The organism is Bacteroides faecalis (genome assembly GCF_003865075.1).
Classification (GTDB): domain Bacteria; phylum Bacteroidota; class Bacteroidia; order Bacteroidales; family Bacteroidaceae; genus Bacteroides; species Bacteroides faecalis.
The window spans coordinates 1-17,820 of sequence record NZ_BHWB01000010.1 but is presented as its reverse complement, the minus strand read 5'-3'; the positions used below and the strand labels follow the sequence as shown (position 1 = coordinate 17,820).

Annotated in this window: 11 protein-coding genes, 1 other RNA gene and 2 pseudogenes; 9 read left to right on the top strand and 5 right to left on the bottom strand. The window is 38.4% G+C overall.

What is annotated here, in order from left to right; all coding sequences use genetic code 11:
• Nucleotides 1-269: 269 nt before the first annotated feature.
• Entirely contained in the window at nucleotides 270-956 is a 687-nt protein-coding gene (locus EJF25_RS15935; RefSeq protein WP_125041920.1) for a LytR/AlgR family response regulator transcription factor, read from the bottom strand.
• On the bottom strand, nucleotides 953-1,951 hold the full coding sequence (locus EJF25_RS15930; protein ID WP_125041919.1) for a sensor histidine kinase: 999 nt from the start codon (nucleotides 1,949-1,951) through the stop codon (nucleotides 953-955). The genes EJF25_RS15935 and EJF25_RS15930 overlap by 4 nt, the downstream gene beginning before the upstream one ends.
• 224 nt (nucleotides 1,952-2,175) lie before the next feature.
• Between EJF25_RS15930 and EJF25_RS15925 the strand changes: the two genes are divergently transcribed.
• The gene (locus tag EJF25_RS15925) at nucleotides 2,176-2,778 is read left to right on the top strand and encodes a riboflavin synthase (protein ID WP_125041918.1); all 603 of its coding nucleotides are present in this window, start codon (nucleotides 2,176-2,178) and stop codon (nucleotides 2,776-2,778) included.
• Between the two features lie 17 nt (nucleotides 2,779-2,795).
• Entirely contained in the window at nucleotides 2,796-3,341 is a 546-nt protein-coding gene (locus tag EJF25_RS15920; protein ID WP_125042016.1) for a nitroreductase family protein, read from the top strand.
• Between the two features lie 743 nt (nucleotides 3,342-4,084).
• Here the strand turns inward: EJF25_RS15920 and EJF25_RS15910 are convergent.
• Both EJF25_RS15910 and EJF25_RS15905 read right to left on the bottom strand, forming a co-directional pair.
• Complete coding sequence (locus tag EJF25_RS15910) at nucleotides 4,085-7,417, bottom strand: S41 family peptidase (protein WP_125041917.1); 3,333 nt, start codon at nucleotides 7,415-7,417, stop codon at nucleotides 4,085-4,087.
• A gap of 61 nt (nucleotides 7,418-7,478) precedes the next feature.
• Nucleotides 7,479-8,798: a YihY/virulence factor BrkB family protein gene (locus EJF25_RS15905; protein WP_125041916.1), complete on the bottom strand. Its 1,320-nt coding sequence runs from the start codon at nucleotides 8,796-8,798 to the stop codon at nucleotides 7,479-7,481.
• A gap of 276 nt (nucleotides 8,799-9,074) precedes the next feature.
• Between EJF25_RS15905 and EJF25_RS15900 the strand changes: the two genes are divergently transcribed.
• Nucleotides 9,075-11,018, top strand: coding sequence for a glycoside hydrolase family 127 protein (locus EJF25_RS15900; protein WP_125041915.1), 1,944 nt, complete (start codon nucleotides 9,075-9,077; stop codon nucleotides 11,016-11,018).
• Between the two features lie 40 nt (nucleotides 11,019-11,058).
• Here the strand turns inward: EJF25_RS15900 and rnpB are convergent.
• Nucleotides 11,059-11,422: RNase P RNA component class A (gene rnpB, locus EJF25_RS15895), an RNA gene on the bottom strand.
• A gap of 99 nt (nucleotides 11,423-11,521) precedes the next feature.
• Here rnpB and EJF25_RS15890 point away from each other — a divergent pair.
• The 6 genes and pseudogenes from EJF25_RS15890 (at nucleotide 11,522) to EJF25_RS15865 (ending at nucleotide 17,775) form a co-directional block, all read left to right on the top strand.
• Nucleotides 11,522-12,502 carry a C40 family peptidase gene (locus tag EJF25_RS15890; RefSeq protein ID WP_125041914.1) on the top strand — a complete coding sequence of 327 codons (981 nt, stop codon included), beginning with the start codon at nucleotides 11,522-11,524 and terminating at the stop codon, nucleotides 12,500-12,502.
• Between the two features lie 91 nt (nucleotides 12,503-12,593).
• Entirely contained in the window at nucleotides 12,594-13,745 is a 1,152-nt protein-coding gene (locus tag EJF25_RS15885) for a dipeptide epimerase (protein WP_125041913.1), read from the top strand.
• 219 nt (nucleotides 13,746-13,964) lie between these two features.
• Nucleotides 13,965-15,509 carry a trypsin-like peptidase domain-containing protein gene (locus EJF25_RS15880; protein ID WP_125041912.1) on the top strand — a complete coding sequence of 515 codons (1,545 nt, stop codon included), beginning with the start codon at nucleotides 13,965-13,967 and terminating at the stop codon, nucleotides 15,507-15,509.
• A 183-nt stretch (nucleotides 15,510-15,692) separates the two neighbouring features.
• The gene (locus EJF25_RS15875) at nucleotides 15,693-16,553 is read left to right on the top strand and encodes a sigma-70 family RNA polymerase sigma factor (RefSeq protein ID WP_002561589.1); all 861 of its coding nucleotides are present in this window, start codon (nucleotides 15,693-15,695) and stop codon (nucleotides 16,551-16,553) included.
• A gap of 125 nt (nucleotides 16,554-16,678) precedes the next feature.
• Nucleotides 16,679-17,289: pseudogene (locus EJF25_RS15870) on the top strand (murein L,D-transpeptidase catalytic domain-containing protein); the annotation flags it as partial.
• Between the two features lie 86 nt (nucleotides 17,290-17,375).
• Nucleotides 17,376-17,775: pseudogene (locus tag EJF25_RS15865) on the top strand (hypothetical protein).
• Nucleotides 17,776-17,820 lie beyond the last annotated feature (45 nt).

Below are 17,820 nucleotides of genomic sequence, written 5' to 3'. Positions count from 1 at the left end.
TCTTTTTACCTTAAAAAAAAACTAATACCTATTGAAAACTGAAAAATAGGGCTTTGTGAAAAGCCCTATTTTTTTTATGCCTATTTGAAACTGTTTAATTAATGTATAACGGTATCCGAGAAGATTTCTCTATTGTATTATAACAGCTTTATTTCCTTGAAAGAACAGATTTGAAGAACGAGTTTGGAACTCAAAATAGGAGTTACCGTTCGTGTAGAGGAAGGAGGAGAGTAAAGTCTAATTTTGTTTTATACGGCTGGAAACCTTAATTATTGCAATCGCTGGTAAAAGTCTTTCAAATAACTTTTTCCTATAGGTATACGTACATTGCCGATTTTTACAACGTTACGTTCTATGTTGTCGATCTTATTAATGGCTATCAGATATGATTTATGGATACGTATGAATTGTTCGGAAGGCAACAATGACTCTATTTCCTTAAAGCTGAGCAAAGTCATGATTCTTGCTGTTTCAGTAATTACGTGAAGATAGGCTCCTTTTCCTTCTACGTATAAGATGTCGCATAAGTTTATGCGTACCATCCGATATTCAGTTTTAAGAAAGATATATTTCCTTGGAGTTGATGGGCCAAGAGAAGTGGATGACATTTCTGCTTGTACTTTGTTCACTGCTTTCAGAAAGCGCTCAAAGGAATAAGGTTTCAATAGATAGTCGGTAACATCATATTCGAATCCTTGTACGGCATATTCTCCGTATGCAGATACAATAATAATGTATGGACGTGTATGGAGTGCTTTTAATAATTGAAGTCCAGTAAATTGTTCCATTTGAATATCTAGGAACAATAAATCTATTGCATTGGTCTGGAGGTAGTCAAAAGCCTCCAGACCATTTTCAAAAGTGCACACTAAATGCAGTAAAGGTACTTTGCTTATAAAGTTCTTTAATTTCTCTACGGCTAGTGGAGCGTCTTCTATGATAATACAATTGATCATGTAAGCTTAATTGTTAATGAAACATCAAAGTAACCGTTTTTCTGATTCATTTGCAAATAATATCTATGTGGATAAAGAATATCAAGCCGACGTTTTATGATACTAAGTCCAATACCACTAGAAGAGTCTTTATTGATCTGCTTTGTCGGATCGAACAAGTTGGATATTTCGAAATGTATTTTAGATTCCTGAATCTGGAATAGTAGTTGAATTGTATTGGTTGTCTTTTTGTCCGTACAATGTTTGAACGCATTTTCTATAAATGCGATAAACAACATAGGAGCGACGAAAATTTTGTCTGGTATTCCTTCTAATGTAAAGGATACTAAATTAGGATTATCATATTGTAAACGTTGTAAATCAAGATAATTTCTGATGTATTTTAGTTCTTGTGTGAGTGCTACTTCGGGAACATTAGTTTCGTAGATCATATACCGCATCATTTCCGACATTTGTACTAATGATTTTGAGGCCATCTCCGGATTGGAAAAAATCAAGCTATCAATATTATTCAGAGTATTAAAAAGGAAATGCGGATTCAACTGATTTTTCAGTAACTTCAGTTCACTTTGAAGATTCCGTCTTTCCAGTTCTTTTTGTTTTTGTTTTCTTTGGAACCAGTCGTATACTATATATAGTAGAATACCTGAAATTGATGTATAGAGATAATGAAAGATACCCCATATCGTAACTCCCCAATTTTTATTACTTATCAAATAATAAAAGAGACTGACGATGATAAGAAGGAATGTGTAACTTACGAATCCCCATACTTTTTTCTTTGTGTAGATATGGCAACAAAAATATGAATAGGTTAATGAGAGCAAAGAAAGGTACGGAAGGGTCTGTGATGCGAAAAGATATGACTCTGCAGAATATATTTTCATACTTAAAGGCAGCACAATAGTATATATCCCATAGAAAAGATAATAAGCGAGTATAGGAAGCATGATTCCTATTTTCCGGACTGTGAATTGTGATTTTCTGATTTTCATAATTTTCTTTTTTTAAGTAAAACCTACCACAAAACTCTATTAATTTCTTCTTTTTAAAAAATTAAATGAACGAACGGCCGGAATTTCTTCACAAGTAAATGGTTGCAATATATGAAAAAAAACAGAATGTTTTTCAACTTCCTTCCTTATTCGTATCTTTGACGGCATATTGAAGATGTGTCTCTTCAATAATAGCATGTAGTTTAAAATTCAAAATTCATATTATGTTTTCTGGAATCGTTGAAGAATATGCTACTTTGGTAGCGCTGGTGAAAGACCAGGAGAATATACACTTTACCTTTAAGTGTTCGTTTGTAAATGAGTTAAAGATAGATCAGAGTATTTCTCATAACGGAGTATGTCTGACAGTGGTAAGTATGACAGAAGATACCTATACGGTAACTGCTATGAAGGAAACTTTGGAGCGCTCGAATCTTGGTTTGCTGAAAGTGGGGGATAAGGTGAATGTGGAACGTAGCATGATGATGAACGGCCGGTTAGATGGACACATTGTTCAGGGACATGTAGATCAGACCGCTACTTGCATTGATATTAAAGATGCGGAAGGTAGTTGGTATTTCACTTTTAAGTATGCTTTCGATAAAGATATGGCGAAACGTGGTTATATTACTGTGGATAAAGGTTCGGTGACAGTGAATGGCGTCAGCCTGACTGTTTGTAACCCTACGGATGATACTTTCCAAGTAGCTATCATTCCTTATACTTATGAGCATACCAACTTCCATACATTTACCGTAGGCAGTGTAGTAAATATTGAGTTTGATATTATCGGTAAATATATTAGCCGGATGATACAATATAAATAGTTGATTCAATATAAATGATGGAGTCGAAAGATTTTCTACAATTAGTACTTTCCCGCCAAAGCGACCGGGCCTATGATAAAGAGCGTCCGGTAGAGCGGGAGAAGTTGGAACGGATATTGGAAGCCGCCCGTATGGCTCCTTCTGCTTGTAATGCCCAGCCATGGAAATTTGTTGTAGTGACAGATCATGAGTTGGCGCAAAAGGTTGGCAAGGCGGCAGCCGGACTTGGGATGAATAAGTTTGCCAAGGATGCTCCTGTACATATTCTGGTTGTGGAAGAATCTGCCAATATTACTTCTTTGCTTGGTGGAAAGGTAAAAGGAAAGCATTTCCCATTAATTGATATTGGGATTGCTGCTGCTCATATATCTTTGGCTGCCGAAAGTGAAGGGTTAGGTTCTTGTATCCTTGGGTGGTTTGATGAAAAGGAAATTAAGCAACTGACTGGTATTCCGGAGTCTAAACGGCTATTGCTGGATATAACGATTGGTTATCCGGTGAAGGAGAAGCGTAAGAAAATGAGGAAAACTAAAGAGAAGGTGATTTCATATAATCGATATTAAACCTATCTGTGAATTTGTATTCTCTATTCAGCCCCTCCTAACAAAAAACATCAATTTCTCTATCAACCTATCACCGATCTTCTGTATCGCTTTATCCATCGCTGTTTGATGGGTGATAGGTTGTTCTTTTAACCTATCACCATATCTATCACCTATCACCGTTTAATTTGCTCCACTTCATGTTGTATGAGTCTATATTACTTTGCTTCCAAAGTATCAATAGATAAGTTCCTATGTATTAATACTAAACTTGTTTTCCTCTAATAACAAACTTCTTTAAATTAGAGAAGAATCTATAAATGCAAGTTTGGTTTATATAAATGGAACTTCTGGTTATATAAACGCAACTTCTGATTATATAAACGCAACTTGCGTTTATAGATTGTTTCAAATAGAGAATAACTTTTCTATTAAAGGAAAAGAAGTTTTATATGAATGGATAATAACTTATCTATTATATCATTCTTTATTTTTTCAGTAATGTTCGCATTGTGAAAGCGGGTGCGTGAACACAGTAACTTCTACACTCCGTACAGAAAGATTGGCCCAATATGTTGCATCGGTAAATTCTGATACATTTATGAGTGAGCATTAAAGAGGGGAATGTATCGTTTATCTGGATTGAGTTATACTTTTCTATACGTATGATTCTGGTTATTAAATAAAATAAAGAGCCAAGTTTCCCAATCGAAAAGCTTGACTCTTTAATGTTGATAATTGAACTATTTTTCTAATTTTCCGGTTTATTTCTTCTTGGGCAATTCTTTTAAAAGATGCTCTACGGCTACCTTAAGTTGGGCATCTTCACCTTTCAAACTGGCTTCCGGTTCATTGTAGACAAGGATATCGGGTTGAAGAGTCTGATTCTCGAGGTATTTGCCTTGCATATCCATACATCCTACTTGAGGAATGCCGAACACAATAGATGGATCTATTTGCTGTTCCCACCATACGGCAGTCATCGTTCCTGCTATTGGAGCACCGATCAATTTGCCGATTCCCAGTGTCTTATATACGTATGGAGTGCCATGGGCATTACTATAGTTGTCCTCACAAGTCAGCATACACGAAATTTTCGTCCATTTGTTAAAAGGATCACTGCCTATGTATTGGCCTCGTGGAACGAAGCGTTGGTACTCTTTGCCACTAAGCAAGGTGACAACATCATCATGAAGCCATCCTCCACCATTGTGACGGGTATCTACTATGACTGCTTCCTTATTACGGTAACGTCCCAATAACTCGGAGTACATATTACGGAAGCTTTGGCTATCCATTCCTTTTAAATGTACGTATGCAATGCGGCCACCGGAAAGTTCTTCAACCTTCTGTGCACAACGTTTTACCCAACGTTTATAAAGCAATTCATTTTGTTCATTGTAGCTGATCGCTTTAATGGTTTCTTCAAAACGTTTTTTGGTAATAGGGTCATATACAGTAAGTATTACTTTACGACCAACTTTGCCTTCGAATAGTGGGAAGTAATCCTTATTGGCTTCAATGGTCACTCCGTCTATTTTTTCGATGATACAGCCTTCTTTTACATTTGTCTTTTTCTTAGTGAAAGGACTTTGTGCTATTATTTCCTTGATTTTTAGTCCCACACCATCATATGATTCATCATAGAATAATCCTAAAGCAGCTGTAGGGAGTGCGTAGTTCGAAGCTCCATAACGTGCTCCGGTATGAGAGGCGTTCATTTCACCGAGTAGTTCACTTAGCATCTCTGTAAAGTCATAATTGTTGTTGATATGAGGCAGGAAGCGTTGGTATGCTTTTTTATATCCTTTCCAGTCTACTCCTTGAAGGTCTGCTACATAGAGTTTATCATTCATTTGCTGATAAACGTGGTCGAAAATATAGGAGCGTTCTTCGTATGGGCGATAATTGAAGAAAGCTTCGAAATTGATTGAAGTAACTCTGTTTCCGCCAAGTTCTATTTTTTTAAGTCCTCCATTGCTGCACATGAAAAGATTGTTACCTTCTTTGTCAGGTATTAGTCTGCCACCGCCAACACCTTTGATGAGAATTCTGGTAGAGTTTTCTTTTAAGTTATGTTCCCAAAGGTCATAGCCACTTTCGAAAGCTGCCAGATAGTAAAGCTTATCGCCTTTTGGGGACAGAACAGCATCGCCAAGGCGTGAGGAATTGACTGTTAAACGAACAATACGGTCGAAACGATTGTCCAGATCAAAAGTCAATGATTTTTCTTCCTCTTTCTTGTCTGAGTCTTCCTTTTTGTCACTTCCTTTTTTATTGCTCTCTTTCTTATCTTCTTTTTTATTCTTAGCGTCTTTCTTTTTCTCTTTTTCCGCTTTTTCTTTCTCGGCTTTCTCTTTCTCAGCCTTCTCTTTTTCTTGTTTTTGTTTTTCAATCTTATCCGCTTCTTCAAGTAGTGCCAAATCTTCTTTGTTTAGTGTGAAACGGTTATAGGTATCTGCGTCAAAGAACATGATGTAAGTATCATTTTCACTTCCCCAACTGCCATGGCTACGATAGCCGGAACGATCGCTGTTCCATATCATTGCTTTGCCGCCTAATACCCATTTGGCATTCCCGTCGCTATAACCGCTTTCGGTTAGATTGACCATTTCACTTTTTCCGTCCGCGTTTAGTAAGACAACGTCCTTATTATTCCAACCGCCTGTACCGATAAAGCCGGAAAGAAGCCATTTGCTATCGGGGCTCCATTGAAACCATTGGTCGCCATCTGCATAAGAATATTGGTATTTGGCATCCATTACAGTACGTACTGCTTTGCTTTTCAGGTTGATAATGCGGATAGCGGTACGATTTTCAAGGAAGGCGATTTCTTTGCCGTCAGGACTATATTTAGGTTGGAAAGAGGCAACATCGGAATTAGTCAGTCGTTCTTCCTTTAATTCAGTAGCATAAGTGAATTGTTTTTCATCTTCACGTACGATAGTTGAAGTGTATAGTTGCCAGAGGCCGTTGCGCTCTGAAGAATAAACGAGGGTACGTCCGTCAGGAGCAAAGTCTATGTTACGTTCTTGTTCCGGAGTATTGGTAATTTGTTTCGTAGTTCTATATTCAATGGAGGTAACATATACATCGCCTCGCAGAATAAATGCAACTTCCTTTCCTTGGGGAGAGACAGCAATATCCGTAGCACCGTATGAACTGATTTGGCGGATAATGTCTTTGTCATTCTTATCTGCCAGAATGGAAACTTTGACTTTCTGTGGTTGTTTACCGGGGAGAAGTGTGTAAATCTCACCATCGTAACCATAACATAATTTGTTGTTATCGGCTACACTAAGAAAGCGTACAGGATGTTTGCTATGAGAGGTGATCTGCTTGGAAGTCGTAGCTCCAGGCGTACGTTGGAAAACGTTGAAAGAACCTTTTTCTTCACTTAAATAATAAAAAGATTTTCCGTCGGGAGCCCAAACCGGTTCACGATCTTCTCCGCCGAAAGTGGTTTGTTTTTGATAGGCGGGAGTTGTATTAGGGGTATACATCCAAACATCCCGGGCAATAGGAGATACATGATGTTTACGCCAGTAGTCTTCGTATCCTTTTTTATCATGATAAAGCATAACTCCGTCTTTGTTGATGGAAATGTTTTCCATAGGCATAGAAGAAAACATTACGGGACGTCCTCCTGTCGTGGCAACTTCATAGATCTGTTGAAACTGTCCCGAGGGAAATCCGGCATCTTCGGCAGCAGGCATGAGGTATGTAGTGAATAAAAGGTGTGTAGCGTCTTTAAATGCGACAGGCTTTTCACTACCTGAATACGTTGTCAGTCGTTGGGGAGTTCCTCCTTCACTTGATACGATGAACACATCCATACTTCCCATACGGTCGGAAGCAAAAGCAATTTGTTTTCCGTCAGGACTCCATATAGGGGTAGTGTCATAGGCCGGATTTGTTGTGATTTGTGTAGCTTGTCCTCCGCTTGATGGTACTGTATAGATATCTCCTTTATATGTGAACGCAATGGTAGTTCCATCCGGAGAGATTGTACAATAACGCATCCACAAAGGGGATTCTTGTGCGGCAATTGTGCCTGCAATGCACAGAGCAAGTGCGCTTAGTAGTAATTTTTTCATTTCTTCGATTGTTATAATTGTGTTTTCATAATTTTTGTTCTCATCCTATACCTGTTGAATGCTACAAATCTTTCAATAGTACTTTGCTGGCTTTTTTATAATATTCTTCTCTGGATTCGGTCAATACCTTCCATTCGTCGCTAAATTCTTCATCTTTATCGATTTTGAAGTTTTCGGAGCCATACGTGTCGAGACGATCAAGCAGTATCGCTACGTTCAGTTGGTTAATATCCATGGATGGTTGGTAAGCAATATCTTGACTTTTTTCGTCAGATACCACTTCATGGATCAGTTCAATCTCTTGCAACTGATAGAGCACCTGATTCGTCAGCCGGATTGGAATTTGGTGTTCTTCCGAAATCTCAGCGGCTGTATATGGCGGTTCGTTGTACTCAAAACGCTTAGCAATAAGAGACATGATGAGAATGGAAATGAAATCACGATAACGCCGGCTGATATTACGGGTGTCTTGGTCGAAACTGAAATTCCGGATATTCTGACCGGCATATGTGAGTTCCGCACCAAATAAACAGATGGTCCAGGAAATTTGCAACCATAATAAGAACATCGGCAAGGCGGCAAAGCTACCATAAATAGCATTGTATTTCGAAACCCATAACTGGCTGTTGATATAAAGGAACTGGAATGCTTGATAGGCTGTACCTGCTAAAATACCGGAGATAAGTGCATGCTTAAACTTTACTTTTGTGTTAGGCATAAAGATATATAGCCCGGTAAACATAAGCCAGGTTAAGACAAAAGGAATAAGACGAATCAAAAATTTTAAGACAGGAGCGAGGAGTACGAAGTCTGCCATCTGCTTCAGTATGGTACTCATGAATATGGAAAGACCTCCGGATACGACGATCAAAATAGGCATGAGTAAGAACATGGAGAAATAGTCTGTAATCTTACGATACATGGAACGGGTTTTCTTTATTTCCCAAATCCGGTTGAAGGTGATTTCTATATTACTAACCAGATTGATAACGGTCCATAACAACATAACTAAACCTACTCCAATGAAAATACCTCCTTTGGTTTGTGATAAATAGGAATTTACGAATGAAAGAATGGCTTCTGTTGTTTCTATATTACCACCGAATCCACTGCGGAATTGATGTTCCATTAAGTTATCGAAACCGAAACCGCGTGCTACAGCAAACAGGATCGCCAAGATAGGGACAATTGCTAAAAGAGTGCTATATGTCAGTGCTGACGCTTTATTTACCAATCGGTCTTTGGTGAAACGGTTGATGCAAAGATAGATGGTTTTAATAATGTTATAGAGCGAAAATTTAGTTCTGGTCACTTCATCTTCCGTAATGCGCCAAATGTCATACGTAAGGAATTTCCATATATCAGTGATTCTCTTTTTCATTCTTTCTGGTGAGATGTTTTTATAAATGAAATACGGACAAAGATAGTAATTAAATGTGAATATTAATGTTGCACATCAGAAAATTCCTACTTGATAGTTTGGACTTTTCATATAAGTTTATTAATTTTGTTCCCATGATAGCTTTTTTAATATGATTGTAAATCAGATTTTTAGGGATTGTTGAATAATAAACAGTTTCTGTGAATTGATTGTTTTCAAACATTCTTATAAGGTAGGAAAAATTTAGTAGAATCATTTTAAATATCATTGAATATTATGAAGGCACACATCCTTATTTTGATTGTTTTATTAGGAATAAATCCTGTTCCATATTTATTTTCATCGGAATTGTTGGCGCAGTCGAACTTGGTTAAGGCTGTTGTTGCCGATTTGCTGATTGATGGAAATCCTTCTTCGGTCAAGATAGGGGACTATATGGGAGAGAAAATTGATGCTTGTATTGATAAGCGGGTAATGGGGCAGGATGTAAATCATCTGATTACTCCTTTTTATCATAAGACAGAAACTTATCGTTGGCAAAGTGAATTTTTAGGTAAATGGCTGTTGGGAGCTGTCCTGTCATATAGATATACTCAAAATCCGGCATTATTAGATTCTATTCAGAAAGGTGTGACAGGTTTAATTGAATCACAATCTCCTGATGGTTATATTGGTAACTATTCTCCAGATGCACAACTCCAACAATGGGATGTTTGGGGACGAAAATACTCCATGCTGGGACTTTTGGCTTATTATGATTTAACCGGAGATAAAAAAGTACTTTCTGCATGTAAGAAAGCTGCGGATCATTTGATGACACAAATTGGACCGGGTAAAGTTGATATTGTATCTACTGGTAATTATTATGGAATGGCTAGCAGTAGTGTATTGGAACCTATTGTTTTCTTGTATCGCAGAACGGGGGATATACGGTATCTTGAATTTGCGAAGTATATTGTAGACCAGTGGGAGACTGCTGCTGGTCCTAAATTAATAAGTAAAGCTATGGAAGAGATTCCGGTTGGCGACAGATTTCCGCACCCTTCTTCTATGAATGAGACTTGGTTCGGCACAAAAAATGGTCAGAAAGCTTATGAGATGATGTCTTGCTATGAGGGATTACTCGAAATCTATAAATTGACAAATGATTCTTTGTATTTGAATGCAGTAGAGAAAACAGTCAGAAGTATTGCTGATACAGAGATAAATATAGCAGGATCGGGAAGTGCATTTGAGTGTTGGTATCATGGGAAAAATCTTCAAACTGTTCCAACCTATCATACCATGGAAACATGTGTAACTATGACGTGGATGAAACTATGCCAGACGTTGTTGAGATTGACCGGAAATTCGTATTATGCTGATCAAATGGAAATTACGGCTTATAATTCGATGCTTGCTTCGATGAAAAGTGATGCTTCGCAAATTGCAAAGTATAGCCCTCTTGAAGGTCAACGACACCCCGGAGAAGAACAATGTGGAATGCATATAAACTGTTGTAATGCGAATGGTCCAAGGGCTTTTGCGCTTTTGCCACAATTTGCTTTCATGCAATCTTCTGATAGAAAAGCGATTTTTGTAAATCTATACACAGATTCAAATGTGGAAATTCTTTTGGCTTCCAATAAAAAAGTAAGGGTCGTTCAGGAAACGAATTATCCTCAGGAGGGAGAAACTTGCATAAAAATCGATTCAGATAAACCCGAAACATTTTCTGTGGCTTTACGTATACCTTCTTGGAGCAAGAAGAATACTATAAAAGTAAACGAGCAAGAAATGAGTGATATAGTTCCGGGAACTTACTATAAGATTACCCGCAGGTGGAAAAAAGGAGATGTGATAACTCTAAACCTCGATGTGAGAGGAAGACTGATTCGTCAGGATAATCATGTTGCTGTTGTTAAAGGGCCTGTTGTCTTGGCACGTGACAGTCGCTTCGATGATGGTTTTGTAGATCAAACGGCACAAGTCGTAGTTCATGAGGGAAATTATGTAGACTTAATTCCTGTGGCGGAAAAGAAGGACTGGAACTGGATGTCATATACAGTACCGCTTGTTTTAGGAACAGATCTTGAGGGAGAAGATAAACAACCTAAGCAGGTGCATTTTTGTGATTTTGCTTCAGCTGGAAATACTTGGTCAGGGGATATTCGCTATCGGGTGTGGATACCGGAAACTTTAAATGTGATGAATAGAGCGTATGTTCCGTATAATAAGTAGTAGGAAGTTATTCCCGGAAAGAATACTTATAATTTAAAGAAAAAGCAGTCAGCCTATAAGCCGAGTTCTGTACCTTAAATAAATTAAGGTGTCTGTCATTTATCTGAGTGACGTGTCACCACGCCACTTTAGCGGTCTACCCTCCGACATGGAGCGAGCAACTCTCATAACGCCGGTTTACATGACCTTACAACTCCTAAGACGTACAGCCCGACATGTTGCCATGTGGCTGGTGGGCTCTTACTCCACCTTCTCACCCTTACCTCTCCTCGAAGGGAGTGGCGGTTATTTTCTTCTACGTTACTCTACCCTCACGGACAGCTTTCTGTTAGGAAGTAGGATGCTCTATGTTGCCCGGACTTTCCTCCTGTACGAAACGTACACGCGACAAACCGGCTAACTGCTTTAGGCTGCAAAAATACGTCATTTATTTTGTTTTAGCCAAAGAATGTGACATAAATAGAAATAATTTCTACCTTTGCTTTCATTAAATTATTGATTCAATGAGGAAAATAATATTTTTATTTGGTTGTTTGCTGGTACTTATGGCAACGGGTTTGGAAGCTCAGGAGATACGGCCTATATCGGCGGATTCAGCTTATGGAGTAGTTCATATTTCTGTTTGCAATTTGCGTGAGGAAGGTAAATTTACTTCGGGAATGAGTACACAGGCCTTGTTGGGAATGCCGGTAAAAGTATGGAAATATACGGGATGGTATGAGATTCAAACACCGGATGATTATACCGGATGGGTGCATCGTATGGTGATTACTCTTATGTCTAAAGAGAAATATGATAGGTGGAATCGTGCGGAAAAGGTGGTGGTGACTTCTCATTATGGTTTTGCATATGAGAAACCGAATGAACATTCGCAGGTTGTGTCGGATGTAGTAGCAGGTAATCGTTTGAAATGGGAGGGAAACAAAGGACATTTTTATAAGGTTTCTTATCCGGACGGTCGACAGGCTTATTTGCCTAAATCTATATCAAAACGTGAATCTGAATGGAGAGCTTCTTTAAAACAGGATGTGGAAAGTATAATTCAAACTGCCCATTCTATGATGGGGATTCCGTATCTGTGGGCAGGAACTTCTTCAAAAGGAGTAGATTGCAGTGGATTGGTGCGTACTGTTCTTTTTATGCATGATATTATTATTCCTCGGGATGCATCGCAGCAAGCGTATGTGGGGGAACGCATCGAGATTGATCCTGATTTTACGAATGTGCAGCGTGGGGATTTAGTCTTTTTTGGTCGAAAGGCTGCGGCAGATCATAAGGAAGGTATCTCGCACGTGGGTATTTATCTTGGAAATAGGAAGTTTATTCATGCTTTGGGAGATGTGCATATCAATAGTTTTAATCCTGAAGATAGTGACTATGATGAGTTCAATACAGGAAGATTGCTTTTTGCTGTTCGTTTCTTACCTTACATAAATAAGGAAAAAGGAATGAATACGACAGATCACAATCCTTATTATAACTGAATAATAGAAAATTGGATGATGGATCGATGAGGTGATAGTACATATTCGTAGTCCATTTTCTGATGTTCGTTCTTAATGTTCTATTGATGATATGAAAAATAGAAGAGATTTTTTGAAAACTGCAGCTTTGGTTACTTTTGGTTCCGGACTATTGGTGCGTCAGGCATTGGCCGGAGAATCAGTTCCTTCTACCTTTAATATTAATAGAAAAGGAATAGGAGGAAAAATGAAAATGACTTTTTTCCCATATGAGTTGAAATTGAGACATGTATTCACAGTAGCTACTTATTCGCGAACTACTACGCCGGACGTGCAGGTCGAAATAGAATATGAAGGGGTAACAGGATACGGAGAAGCTTCTATGCCTCCTTATCTGGGACAGACGGTAGAGTCGGTTATGAACTTTCTAAAGAAAGTGGATCTGGAACAGTTCAACGATCCGTTTCAGTTAGAAGACATTTTGTCATACATCGATAGCTTGTCACCAGGTGATACGGCAGCCAAAGCGGCGGTGGATATCGCTCTTCATGATCTGGTAGGAAAACTGCTGGGAGCTCCCTGGTATAAAATATGGGGGTTGAATAAAGAAAAAGCACCTTCTACTACCTATACAATCGGTATTGACACACCGGATGTGGTGCGTGCGAAAACAAAAGAGTGCGCAAATCAGTTTAATATATTAAAGGTGAAACTGGGGCGGGATAATGACAAGGAAATGATAGAAACCATTCGTTCTGTGACCGATCTTCCGATAGCAATAGATGCAAATCAGGGATGGAAAGACCGCCAATATGCACTTGATATGATTCATTGGTTGAAAGAGAAAGGAATTGTGATGATAGAACAGCCTATGTCGAAGGAGCAATTGGATGATATAGCTTGGGTGACGCAGCATAGTCCGCTACCTGTATTTGCTGATGAGTCATTGCAACGATTGGGAGATGTCGCAGCTTTGAAAGGTGCATTTACGGGGATTAATATAAAGTTGATGAAATGTGCGGGAATGCGAGAAGCTTGGAAGATGGTAACTTTGGCACATGCACTTGGGATGCGGGTGATGGTAGGGTGTATGACAGAAACGTCATGTGCTATATCTGCAGCAGCACAATTTTCTCCATTGGTTGATTTTGCTGATCTGGATGGCAATCTGCTTATCTCTAATGACCGCTTCAAAGGTGTTGAAGTAATAAAAGGGAAGATTACATTGAATGATTTGCCGGGAATCGGAGTTGTCAGACTCTAGTCTTACGGAATGAATGTCAGAGTGTTAAAGGAGGCTGTCATACAATGAATGTAAATTTGTCAGGTGTTGTCGTTAAGCGCTGTTAAGCTCTAAATATTCTCTGTTAAAAGAGAACAAAAAAGACTGACAAGTGAAATAAGTGAACGGAATTTGTTATTATTTTAACGTCGTAAAAGTTAAAACTATGTCGAATATTAACATTTTAAAGATTTATAAATCATGAAACAGACAACAAAAAACATTCTGGGAGTAGGAGCAATTGTTCTTCTTAGCTCAGGAGTTGCAGGATTGACAACTTACAAATTGTTGCAATCCAACGATTCTGCCAAACAAACCTCATTTAATGAGATTTTTCAGCAGAATCCTAATGTGAAATTGGCTGCTTTTGATGCAATTAATGCTCAGCCAGTTGATCTGACACAAGCTGCAGAAAATTCACTTCATGCTGTCGTACATATAAGATCTACTCAAGAAGCTAAAACTCAAACAGTAGACGTGCGTGATCCTTTTGCTGAAATATTTGGAGATATATTTGGTGGCGGTGGAAGACAGCAGCGTCAGATACAATCTCAGCCTCGTGTAGGATTTGGTTCCGGAGTCATTATTTCAAAAGATGGATATATCGTAACGAATAATCACGTAATTGAAGGGGCTGATGAAATTATCGTGAAGTTGAATGATAATCGTGAGTATAAAGGACGGATCATTGGTACCGACCCAAGTACTGACCTTGCATTGGTAAAAGTGGAAGGTGATGATCTGCCTACTATTCCGGTAGGTGACTCTGAGGCACTGAAAGTAGGAGAGTGGGTATTGGCAGTAGGTAATCCATTCAATCTTAACTCTACTGTAACTGCTGGTATCGTAAGTGCTAAGGCTCGTTCTTTAGGAGTATACAATAAGGGTATTGAATCTTTTATTCAAACGGATGCTGCTATCAATCAAGGTAATAGTGGTGGTGCTTTGGTAAATGCCAAAGGTGAATTAGTGGGTATTAACTCTGTACTTTCTTCACCAACAGGAGCTTATGCCGGATATGGTTTTGCTATTCCAACCAGCATTATGACTAAAGTTATTGCTGACTTGAAACAATATGGAACTGTACAGCGTGCATTGCTTGGTATTAGTGGTGCTCCTATTGGTAGCAGTCTGATGGATGATAAACAGCCGATCGATAAATCTGGTAAGACACTGGGTGATAAAGCTAAAGAACTAGGTGTAGTTGAAGGTGTATGGGTTAGAGAGATCGTTGATGGTGGTTCTGCTGCTGGAGCTGACATAAAAGTAGATGACGTAATTATCGGTCTGGATAATAAGAAGGTGAAGAATATGGCTGACTTGCAGGAAGCTATTGCTAAACATCGTCCGGGTGATAAAGTTAGTGTGAAGTTGATTCGTGACAAGAAGGAAAAATCTGTTGATGTTACTTTGAAGAATGAACAAGGTACTACTAAGATAGTGAAAGAAGCTGGCATGGAAATTCTGGGCGCTGCTTTCAAAGAATTACCGGATGATTTGAAAAAACAATTGAACTTGGGTTATGGTCTACAAGTAACGGGAGTTTCTGCTGGTAAGATGGATGATGCCGGAGTTCGTAAAGGTTTCATTATTCTGAAAGCAAACGATCAACCAATGCGTAAAGTCAGTGATCTGGAAGAAGTTATGAAAGCTGCTGTGAAGTCTCCAAACCAGGTATTGTTCCTGACTGGTGTATTCCCTTCAGGTAAACGCGGATATTTTGCAGTAGATTTGACACAAGAATAGTTTTTCAGTTAGGTCATAAGATTGTAAGATAAGCTAATGAATTAGAAAAAAGGATGTCGGCAATCAACTTGTTGACATCCTTTTTGTTTCAATAGTTGAAAAATATAGTGAAAAAGTTGCGTAAAGTTTGCTTGTTAACAAATAAATTGTCGTAACTTTGCACACCAAATCTGTTTTTAAGGAATGAGACAACTAAAGATTACCAAAAGTATCACTAACAGAGAGAGCGCTTCTCTTGACAAGTATTTGCAGGAAATCGGTCGTGAAGACCTTATTACTGTCGAAGAAGAGGTGGAGCTCGCTCAGCGTATTCGTAAAGGTGACCGTGTGGCGTTGGAGAAATTGACACGTGCCAATCTTCGCTTCGTCGTATCTGTAGCTAAGCAGTACCAGAACCAAGGTTTGAGTTTGCCTGACTTAATTAATGAGGGCAATTTAGGACTGATTAAAGCTGCCGAAAAGTTTGATGAAACACGTGGATTTAAATTTATCAGTTACGCTGTATGGTGGATTCGTCAGTCTATTCTGCAGGCATTGGCAGAGCAGTCGCGTATCGTTCGTCTTCCTTTGAATCAAGTCGGTTCGCTGAATAAGATCAGTAAGGCCTTCTCTAAGTTCGAACAAGAAAATGAACGGCGTCCGTCTCCTGAGGAGCTGGCAGACGAACTGGAAATCCCTGTTGATAAAATCTCTGATACATTGAAGGTATCCGGCCGTCATATTTCGGTGGATGCACCTTTTGTAGAAGGAGAGGATAACAGCTTGCTGGATGTGCTGGTAAACGATGATTCGCCTATGGCGGACCGCTCTCTGGTAAATGAGTCTCTTGCGAGGGAAATTGATAGAGCTCTTTCTACGTTAACCGATAGGGAAAAAGAAATCATTCAGATGTTTTTCGGTATCGGACAACAAGAAATGACATTAGAAGAAATCGGCGATAAGTTTGGTCTCACACGTGAGCGCGTTCGTCAGATTAAAGAAAAAGCAATTAGAAGACTAAGACAAAGTAATCGTAGTAAATTGCTCAAATCTTACTTGGGATAAGTAAGAAATATCAGTTTCTAAAAAAGAATTTAAGCTGCATAAGTTGCATTCTTCGTTTGAAGAAGTACTTATGTGGCTTTTTATTTATATCTTTATCAAGATGATTATCTTATGCTATGGATTTTATGAAGAATATAATTAGATTTATTTTTGTTTTCTTGATTTTGGAAATTGGTTTTGCGGCCTATGGGAAAGGTGCGGAAGCTATATCTGTATCGTCTGGAGTAGAACAACGCTTGAAAGAAAAGGCGGTTGAGGCTAAGGTGTATTGTGTGGAAAAGGGTTTTGATATCAATTATTGTTTCTTGGTGGATTTTAGTATTCATTCGGGTAAGTATCGTTTTTTATATGGGATTTTAAAGGAGATTCAGCGAAGTGTGCAAGTCTTTGCGCGCATGGATATGGTATGAAAAGTACTGTGGATAAGCCTGTTTATAGTAATGTGGAGGGAAGTCATTGTTCTTCTTTGGGAAATATAAAGTAGGTGTACGGTCGTATAGTAAGTGGGGTATAAATGTACATTATAAGTTGCATGGATTGGAAAAGACAAATAGCAACGCCTTTAAACGTTATGTCGTGTTACATTCATATACCCCTGTACCACCAGCTGAAGAAGTATATCCTTCCTATCTTGCTTTGGGAATAAGTGAAGGGTCCCGTGTGATGTTGCGATAGTGTGATGAAAGAGGCAGATAAGATACTTAAAGTGGCAAAGAAACCTTTATTGTTATGGATATTGAGTAGAATAGAAATGCTATTTCTTGTAGATAATAGAGAAAATTCCTTTTTTTGTTACCTTTGTCACCATAAAAATTATAGAATATGAGATTTGTAAAAATACTATTTGCGATAACTGCGGTGTTTGCTGTGTGTTCTGCCTTTTCAATGAAGAAAGATCATGGAAAATCTGTGTATGCATTTGGAGTGGGTGCATCATTTACAGATACGATTGTTTATTTTACTGAAATTCAAAATTGGATAGTGTGAAACTTGGTAAGGATGGTTTTCTTCCTCGTCGTGACCAATATAGTTATCAATTAAAAAATTATCTGGAATTTAATTCATTGCAACCGAATAGTACTTGTATGATCTATTTCTCAGATAATCTAAATAAGTTGGAGAAGGAAGCAAGCAAAATTCTTGGAAAATATCGAAAATCTAAGAATATAGTGGTGCAGAAAATAGACTTGATAAGTTTAGTTTCAAAAGGCCTGAAGAATAAAAAATGACCGTTAATATAAAAAATAAGAGATGCAGATTTGTATCT

Excerpts from the sequence above, each read along its gene's own strand:
- EJF25_RS15935 (WP_125041920.1), bottom strand. The coding sequence starts at position 956 with ATGATCAATTGTATTATCATAGAAGACGCTCCACTAGCCGTAGAGAAA.
- EJF25_RS15880 (WP_125041912.1), top strand. The coding sequence starts at position 13,965 with ATGAAACAGACAACAAAAAACATTCTGGGAGTAGGAGCAATTGTTCTT.
- EJF25_RS15910 (WP_125041917.1), bottom strand. The coding sequence starts at position 7,417 with ATGAAAAAATTACTACTAAGCGCACTTGCTCTGTGCATTGCAGGCACA.
- EJF25_RS15900 (WP_125041915.1), top strand. The coding sequence starts at position 9,075 with ATGAAGGCACACATCCTTATTTTGATTGTTTTATTAGGAATAAATCCT.
- EJF25_RS15875 (WP_002561589.1), top strand. The coding sequence starts at position 15,693 with ATGAGACAACTAAAGATTACCAAAAGTATCACTAACAGAGAGAGCGCT.
- EJF25_RS15925 (WP_125041918.1), top strand. The coding sequence starts at position 2,176 with ATGTTTTCTGGAATCGTTGAAGAATATGCTACTTTGGTAGCGCTGGTG.
- EJF25_RS15930 (WP_125041919.1), bottom strand. The coding sequence starts at position 1,951 with ATGAAAATCAGAAAATCACAATTCACAGTCCGGAAAATAGGAATCATG.
- EJF25_RS15905 (WP_125041916.1), bottom strand. The coding sequence starts at position 8,798 with ATGAAAAAGAGAATCACTGATATATGGAAATTCCTTACGTATGACATT.
- EJF25_RS15890 (WP_125041914.1), top strand. The coding sequence starts at position 11,522 with ATGAGGAAAATAATATTTTTATTTGGTTGTTTGCTGGTACTTATGGCA.
- EJF25_RS15920 (WP_125042016.1), top strand. The coding sequence starts at position 2,796 with ATGGAGTCGAAAGATTTTCTACAATTAGTACTTTCCCGCCAAAGCGAC.
- EJF25_RS15885 (WP_125041913.1), top strand. The coding sequence starts at position 12,594 with ATGAAAAATAGAAGAGATTTTTTGAAAACTGCAGCTTTGGTTACTTTT.